This is a genomic window from Sulfurimonas sp. (assembly GCF_032250635.1).
Classification (GTDB): Bacteria; Campylobacterota; Campylobacteria; order Campylobacterales; family Sulfurimonadaceae; genus Sulfurimonas.
This window is the reverse complement of record NZ_JAVVFL010000120.1, coordinates 1-7,098: the sequence shown is the minus strand read 5'-3', so window position 1 is coordinate 7,098 and position 7,098 is coordinate 1. Positions and strand designations below refer to the sequence as shown.

Annotated in this window: 9 protein-coding genes and 1 pseudogene; 7 read left to right on the top strand and 3 right to left on the bottom strand. The window is 39.6% G+C overall.

All coding sequences use genetic code 11. The features are described 5' to 3' along the window. From RQ763_RS07990 to lgt, 3 genes and pseudogenes are all read left to right on the top strand, one after another. Positions 1-425 (top strand): annotated as a pseudogene (locus tag RQ763_RS07990) (coproporphyrinogen III oxidase); the annotation flags it as partial. Positions 426-427: 2 nt separating this feature from the next. Then, positions 428-1,711: a (Fe-S)-binding protein gene (locus RQ763_RS07985; protein WP_314152241.1), complete on the top strand. Its 1,284-nt coding sequence runs from the start codon at positions 428-430 to the stop codon at positions 1,709-1,711. Positions 1,712-1,716: 5 nt separating this feature from the next. Further along, entirely contained in the window at positions 1,717-2,535 is an 819-nt protein-coding gene (gene lgt, locus RQ763_RS07980) for a prolipoprotein diacylglyceryl transferase (protein ID WP_314152242.1), read from the top strand. Here the strand turns inward: lgt and RQ763_RS07975 are convergent. Then, the gene (locus tag RQ763_RS07975; protein WP_314152240.1) at positions 2,525-3,070 is read right to left on the bottom strand and encodes a DUF2062 domain-containing protein; all 546 of its coding nucleotides are present in this window, start codon (positions 3,068-3,070) and stop codon (positions 2,525-2,527) included. The two genes, lgt and RQ763_RS07975, sit on opposite strands and share 11 nt — an antisense overlap. 101 nt (positions 3,071-3,171) lie before the next feature. Here RQ763_RS07975 and RQ763_RS07970 point away from each other — a divergent pair, with 101 nt between their 5' ends. Genes RQ763_RS07970 through RQ763_RS07955 form a run of 4 tightly spaced genes read left to right on the top strand, consistent with a single transcriptional unit; the run spans position 3,172 to position 6,312 of the window. Further along, a complete protein-coding gene (locus RQ763_RS07970) occupies positions 3,172-4,479 on the top strand; it encodes a DEAD/DEAH box helicase (RefSeq protein ID WP_314152238.1) in 1,308 nt (435 codons plus the stop codon). Between the two features lie 6 nt (positions 4,480-4,485). After that, positions 4,486-5,202, top strand: a complete 717-nt coding sequence (gene truC, locus RQ763_RS07965) for a tRNA pseudouridine(65) synthase TruC (RefSeq protein WP_314152237.1) — start codon at positions 4,486-4,488, stop codon at positions 5,200-5,202. 32 nt (positions 5,203-5,234) lie between these two features. Further along, a complete protein-coding gene (locus RQ763_RS07960) occupies positions 5,235-5,678 on the top strand; it encodes a hypothetical protein (protein ID WP_314152236.1) in 444 nt (147 codons plus the stop codon). Between the two features lie 19 nt (positions 5,679-5,697). Then, positions 5,698-6,312 (top strand): arylesterase, encoded by a 615-nt coding sequence (locus RQ763_RS07955; protein WP_314152234.1) that lies wholly within the window; start codon positions 5,698-5,700, stop codon positions 6,310-6,312. 13 nt (positions 6,313-6,325) lie between these two features. On the opposite strand, the gene RQ763_RS07950 is transcribed toward RQ763_RS07955, so the two are convergent. After that, a complete protein-coding gene (locus tag RQ763_RS07950) occupies positions 6,326-6,751 on the bottom strand; it encodes a type II secretion system protein (RefSeq protein ID WP_314152233.1) in 426 nt (141 codons plus the stop codon). Beyond that, the coding region (locus tag RQ763_RS07945) for a GGDEF domain-containing protein (protein ID WP_314152232.1) at positions 6,748-7,098 on the bottom strand (351 nt) is incomplete at its 5' end. The genes RQ763_RS07945 and RQ763_RS07950, both read right to left, overlap by 4 nt.

Below are 7,098 nucleotides of genomic sequence, written 5' to 3'. Positions count from 1 at the left end.
GCGCGGATTTGATAGGGGTAGGACTCACTTCCATAGGCGAAGGAGTTGATTACTACGCGCAAAACTTTAAAGAGATGAGAGATTATGAAGAGGCTATTGACGCTCTCAAACTTCCATTTGAGCGCGGTGTTGTATTGAGCGATGATGACCAAATCAGACAGTATGTAATCATGGAACTTATGAGTAACTTCAAACTTGATATAAAACGATTTGAGAAACTCTTTAATATTAATTTTAAAGAATATTTTGCAGATGCTCTCATTGCGCTTAAGCCTTTTGAAGAGGATGAACTTCTAAGTATGGATGATGATTTTATAAAGTGTAGCGAGACGGGAACACTTCTTATAAGAAATATTGCGATGCCTTTTGATGCCTACATGAAAAAACATGCAGCAAGTTCTAAAACATTCTCTAAAACGGTATAGCAATGGACAAAACCGCGCAGGAAATTTTTAACTTTGGCGCTACAACCGATGAGTGCATAAAGTGCGGAAAATGTATCCCCGTCTGTACGATTCACAACGTAAACGCAGATGAGGTTACCTCTCCAAGGGGATTTTTAGACCTTTTAGGAGCGTACCAGAGAGGCAATCTAGAGTTAGATGAAAATGCAAAAGCCATCTTTGAGAGCTGTTTTTTATGTACCGCATGCGTTGAGGTGTGTCCAAAATCGCTTCCTACTGATATGGTCATAGAGCAGGTACGCGCAGATATAGGCAAAAAATTTGGCATTGCATGGTACAAAAGAGCTTTCTTTTTGCTTCTTCGCCACCGCTGGCTCAATGATTTAGCATTTAAGTTAGGCTGGGTATTTCAGACATGTTCGTTTAAGATTCAGGCAAACAAGGACTCTATGACCTCACGCTTTAATCTGCCTATGCTAAAAGCCGACAGAGTGCTTCCTAGTCTTAAAAAAGTGTCATTTTTGAACTCCCATAAAGAGAACATAGACAACGGCGGCAAAAGAAAAGTGGCTGTTTTTATAGGGTGTCTTGGCAACTACAACTATGTAAACGTAGGTAATTCGCTTTTGGAAATTTTGGAGCATTTAGAAATTGACGCATTTTTAGCAAAAGACCAGAAGTGCTGCGGGGCACCTGCCTATTTTACGGGAGATTTTTACACGGTCGATTATAATGCAAAATTCAATATAGAGTATTTTGAGAGTTTTAGCAAAAATGTTGAGGCGATTATCATCCCTGAAGCGACATGTTCGGCGATGCTCAAAATTGACTACGAGCACTATTTCCATGACCAGCCGGAGTGGAAGGCAAGGGCGGTTGCGCTGAGGGAGAAAATCTTTATGGCGACCGAATGGCTTGAAAAACATACTGAGCTTAGCAAGATACTCGCATCCAAGAAAAAAGACCCAAAAATAGTGACCTATCACGATCCGTGTCATGCAAAAAAGATGCAAGGAATTCATATGGAACCTAGAGCACTTATAAGTAAAAACTACGATATTGTTGAGATGAGCGATTCAAATACATGCTGCGGATTTGGCGGCGTGACTATGCAGAGCGAGAAGTACCATTTTGCAAAAGCAGCAGGAATCCCAAAAGCCGATATGATTAAAAAAACAGGGGCTGATGTGGTTAGTTCGGAGTGCAGCGCATGTCGTATGCAGATAAACGCTTCCATGGGCTACGTGGATGCTCCGCAAATCTTTAAAAATCCAATAGAGCTTATTGCTGAGGCGCTGAGAAACTAGTGGATATGTCTGCTTGGAACAATATATATGAGACGTTTGATCCCGTAGCATTTCATCTATTCGTCATTCCCGTGCACTGGTATGGGATTATGTATGTTTTAGCGCTCTTGAGTGCTCTTTACATCGGAAAATATTTTATCAAAAAAGATAATATTGATTTTGGTACAAAAGGCATTGACCTCTACTTTATTTATGTAGAGATTGGTGTTATTCTGGGTGCAAGACTTGGCTACATCCTATTTTACGATCCTCAAACACTCTACTATCTCTCTAATCCATGGCAGATATTTAACCCATTTGTAGATGGCGAATTTGTCGGTATAAGAGGTATGAGCTACCACGGTGCCGTGCTTGGTTTTTTACTAGCAACATATCTCTACTCCAAAAAGCATAAGATAAAGATGGGCAGGATAATGGACTTGGTCGCAATAAGCGTACCACTTGCATTTGTATTTGGTCGTATAGGAAACTTCCTAAACAAAGAGCTTATAGGACGCGAAACCGATGTGCCGTGGGGGATTTTGGTTGATGGTGTTTTGCGCCATCCTTCACAGCTTTATGAGGCGATTTTAGAAGGGTTCGGTGTTTTTGCAGTCGTTTATATCTACAGAAGATTTCAAAGCTACAGCGGAGAGCTTATTTTGGTTTATGGCATCAGTTATGGATTGTTTCGCGCTGTCGCAGAGATCTGGCGTGCTCCGGATAAGCAGATAGGGTATGTCTGTTGCAACTTCATAACGCAGGGACAGGTCATGAGTCTGGCTATGAGTTTAGTAGGTGTTTTTGCATGGGTCTATTTTAAAAACAGAAGTGTTAAGATTTAGGCTCTTCATCTTTAGGCACGTCGCGTTCTTGGCTTTTATGTCTTCTGAAAAAACCGTTTTTTCGCAAATCTTTATCTCTTCTAATCGAGCTTCTCCATTGGTGATTTACAAGGTAATAAGCCAAAGAAGAGACGGAGATAGAGTAAAAAGCGGTTCCCACATAAAGCGGAATAAAAATATTTCCAATATTTTGTGAAAACCACTCAACGGTAAGCTCTACATCCGTAGTTTCCATGCCAAGAAAAAAACTTCCCGTCAAATACTCAGCGTAGTACATAAAAGGCATCGTAAAAGGGTTGCTTAGCCAGCACATCGCAAGGGCTATAGGCACATTAAACCTTGTAAAAGGTATAAATGCCACAACCGCAAGCATCTGCATCGGCATGGGGATAAATGCTATAAAAAGTCCTATAAAAACGGCTTTTGAGACCATTTTTCTGTTTGCTGATAGGTACTCAATGGGAACATTATATTTTTGAATAAAAGTTTTTAATTTTTCATTTGTACTTAAATTTTTAAAGATTTTTCTGATCATAGTTTATGCCATTTTGAAATGTGGGATGATTATAGCCATAAAAAACTTATTTATTTAATAATATGTTAAAATTGCACTATTAATATGAAAGTAGGTAAGCTATGTCATTCGAAAAATTGGGAGTTATAAAGCAGCTTCTTAGCGCCATAAAAGATTTGGGCTATGAAAAACCTACAACAGTACAAACAAAAGCAATCCCGTTGATTTTGGCAAAAAGCGATGTTTTTGCAACGGCTCAGACGGGAACCGGAAAAACTGCCGCATTCGGTCTTGGTATGCTTCAAAGACTCAGAAAAACATCTGCTGATGAAAACAGAGTACTGCGAGGGGTTATTTTATCTCCAACCAGAGAGTTGTCTCTGCAGATTTATGATGATTTGCAAAATTTTGCAAAATATATGCCGCTAAATATTGCCGTTTTAGTCGGCGGAAAAGATTTGGAGTTGCAGCAGAGACTTTTAAAAGAGGGAGTTGATATCATAATCGCAACACCCGGCAGAATAATCGAACATATAGGGAAGGGTTTAAACCTCTCGCATGTAGAAATTTTTGTTCTTGATGAAGCCGACAGAATGCTCGATATGGGTTTTGTAAAAGAGATAAAGACGATTCATCCGCTTCTGCCAAAGAGACATCAAACGCTTCTTTTCTCAGCTACCTATAGCGACAAGGTAAGAAAATTATCAAAACTTCTTCTTACAAAACCTGCTTTTATAGAGGCTTCAAAGAAAAACTCTACCGTTGATACCATAAATCAGGTTGCCTATTTAGTTGACACGGACAAAAAAGCCCAGCTTTTGGCTTATATAATCGGTTCGAGAAACTTTAGACAGGTACTCGTTTTTACAAGAACAAAAGCGAGTGCGGATGAGCTTGTAATCGAGCTTAAAAAAGACGGTCTTAAGTGCGGCATCATACATGGCGATAAAACACAGGCAAACCGCCTAAAAACTCTAAATGATTTTAAAGAGGGCAAAATCAAGGTTCTTGTCGCAACCGATATAGCTTCAAGAGGTTTGGATATAGAAGAGTTGCCTTTTGTCATCAACTATGAGCTTCCTTCAATCCCTGAAGATTATGTCCATAGAGTAGGGCGAACAGGTCGCGCAGGACGAGAAGGAATGGCGATAAGTTTAATCGATATCTATGAAAAGTATGATATGAAAGCCATTGAAAAGCTTATAGGGATGAAAATACCTCAAGAGACAGTGGCGGGTTTTGAACCTGACCCGACTATTCGTAGAAAAGATGAAGATGAGATAAAACTCAAGAGCGAGCATAAAAAAGTAGAGATAAAAAGAGCTAAAAAACCTTACAAAAAACCTCAAAAAGCCCAAAAGAGCGAAAAAGGCGAAACCTATAAAAAGCCGGTAACTACAAAAAAAAGAAAAACTACAAAGCGCGGTTAATCACTGTTGTTAGAGATTTTGTACAGAGATGAGTACCTAGTGGCGATAAATAAGCCACCCGGTCTTTTGGTTCATCGCTCCCCCATTGACAGACATGAGACAGAGTTCGCGGTGCAGATTCTTCGAGATCAGATCGGAGAGTTTGTCTACCCTGTTCATCGTTTAGACAAGCCGACATCTGGAGTTCTTCTTTTCGCACTTGACAAAGAGAGTGCAAAGCTTATGGGTGAGCAGTTTCGCGCAAGAGAGACCAAGAAAAGTTATGTTGCAGTTGTCCGCGGTTATATAGAAGAGAGCGGAGTAATCGAGCATGCATTAAGCGTGAAACTTGATAAAATTGCAGACAAAGACAGTTTGGATGACAAAGAGGCTCAAGATGCAACAACCCACTACAGAAGAGTTGCAACGGTTGAGATTCCCTACGCTGTAGGAAAGTATGATAAAACCAGATACTCTCTTGTAAGCCTAGAGCCGCAAACCGGACGAAAACATCAGCTCCGCCGCCACATGAAACACATTTCACACCATATCTTGGGCGATACAAAGTACGGAAGAGGCGAACATAACAAACTAATACGAGAAGCGTTCAACTGCCACAGAATGCTTCTGCACGCAATCACACTTCAGATCAAGCATCCACATAGTAACGGGACACTCATTATTAAAGCACCTTTAGATGAGAGTTTTAACTCAATATGCAAGTTTTTCAACTGGCATCTTTGATATAATTGCACTAATTTTACACAGGAGCAACCATGGAAGCAATCTATCCATACGCACATATAATTCACCTAGTTTTGGCAATCATATTTTTGGGCTATGTTTTTACCGACGTATTTATGATTTCAGCACTCAAAAACAAGTTTGGCAAAGAGACAGATGAGAAGATCAACCAGACATTAGGCTCTAAAAGCTTCAAAATTTTCCCTATCTCGTTGCTTATTATAGTTTTAACAGGCGGCATGATGATGTCGAAGTACATTAACTCAAATGCAGGCTTTTTCGAGACAGATTTGCAAAAACTTCTAGTCATTAAAATCGTTTTGGCGTTAATTATAGCTGCGGGTGTGCTGTTTAATCTTTTTATTAAATTTACTGGTCGCAAAAAACCTCAGTTTATGCAGGAGCATTTTCATAAAGTAGTTTTGGTTTTAGGATTAGGTATAGTAGTTTTAGCAAAAATGATGTTTAGCGCGTAACTATTTTATAAGCAGTTAAATGAATAAAATAAAACTTATAACTGTTGCTCTTGTCGCTATTATACTATTTATGATTATTACAAAAGAGAGAGATGGCAACTCGTCGCTCATCGAACTAAGCAGCCACTCAACGATACTTGCCTTTGGCGACAGTATCACCTACGGCTTCGGTGTTGCAGAGGAAGCCAGTTACCCCGCACAGCTTCAAAAAAGAACAGGCGTTCGTGTTATAAACGGAGGCATTTCCGGAGAAGAGTCATCTGAGGGACTAAAGCGGCTTCCAAAGCTTTTAGAGCAAAAACCAGACTTGGTTATACTCTGCCACGGCGGCAACGACATTATCCAAAAACAACCAGAAGAGAAGTTAAAAGCCAACCTTACCCAGATGATAGAGACCATAAAGAGAAGCGGAGCAAAGGTTCTGCTTGTTGGAGTTCCAAACTTCGGTCTGCTGGGATTTAAAACACACCCCATCTACGCTGAAGTCGCCGAGCAGACAGGGGTCTTTTTTGAAGAGGATGTCCTGCCGGAAGTACTATCAAAAAATGAGTTTAAAATCGACTACATTCACCCGAATGAAAAAGGGTATGAGATTATGGTCGATGCGTTTGTGAAGCATCTGAAATTTATTTAAAAGTAGATAATTATTACTCAACATATATGCTATCAGTCTGATTGTAGAGTCTAAAATTAGGGCTCGTTGTTCTATTGCCGTCTCTGCAGTGCACCTCATAATTTTTATGAAATGTGTAGCTGACAAAAATACCTTCACCGCTCTCATTGCAGTTGGTTAGTGCAGGGGTTAATGTATAATTTGGGATAATATCAGTAAATTCGTCTAGATTAGCGTCATAATCTGCAAAAGCAACACTGCCGTTATGACCGTCTTCTACTGATTTAAGCCAGATAGCAGGACCCACAGATCTATTGAGTGTTCCTACAAAAGATTTTAGCTGAGTCTCTTTTGCATATTTTGCCATATTTCCCATTCTTACGATTACAACACTGGACAAGACACCCAAAATAATAATAACAAAGATTAGCTCAATTAAGTTAAAAGCGGCTCTTTTCATAAAGCACATCCTACTTTAATGGCAGAAAAATTTTCCATATTTTCTTTGGCTTCTTCTAAAATTGTACATGGAGTGTCGCTGTCACACGACGCAATACCTATGGATATTTGAAGTTCAATCTTACTCTTTGAAAGTTTTGATTGTAACTCCTTTTGCAGCCTGAGTGACATTTTTTTTATGTTTGCCAATGATGCATCAGGCGCGATCGAGGCGAAACAATTTTTGTCAATCCTGCATACCGTGTCGCTGTGTCTAAAGAAATGGCTAACAATACTGCTAAACTCCTTTAGAGCCTTTTCAAAATCTGCTTTGTTTAATGAGCTGTTTTGCTCATCATAGTTGTTTAT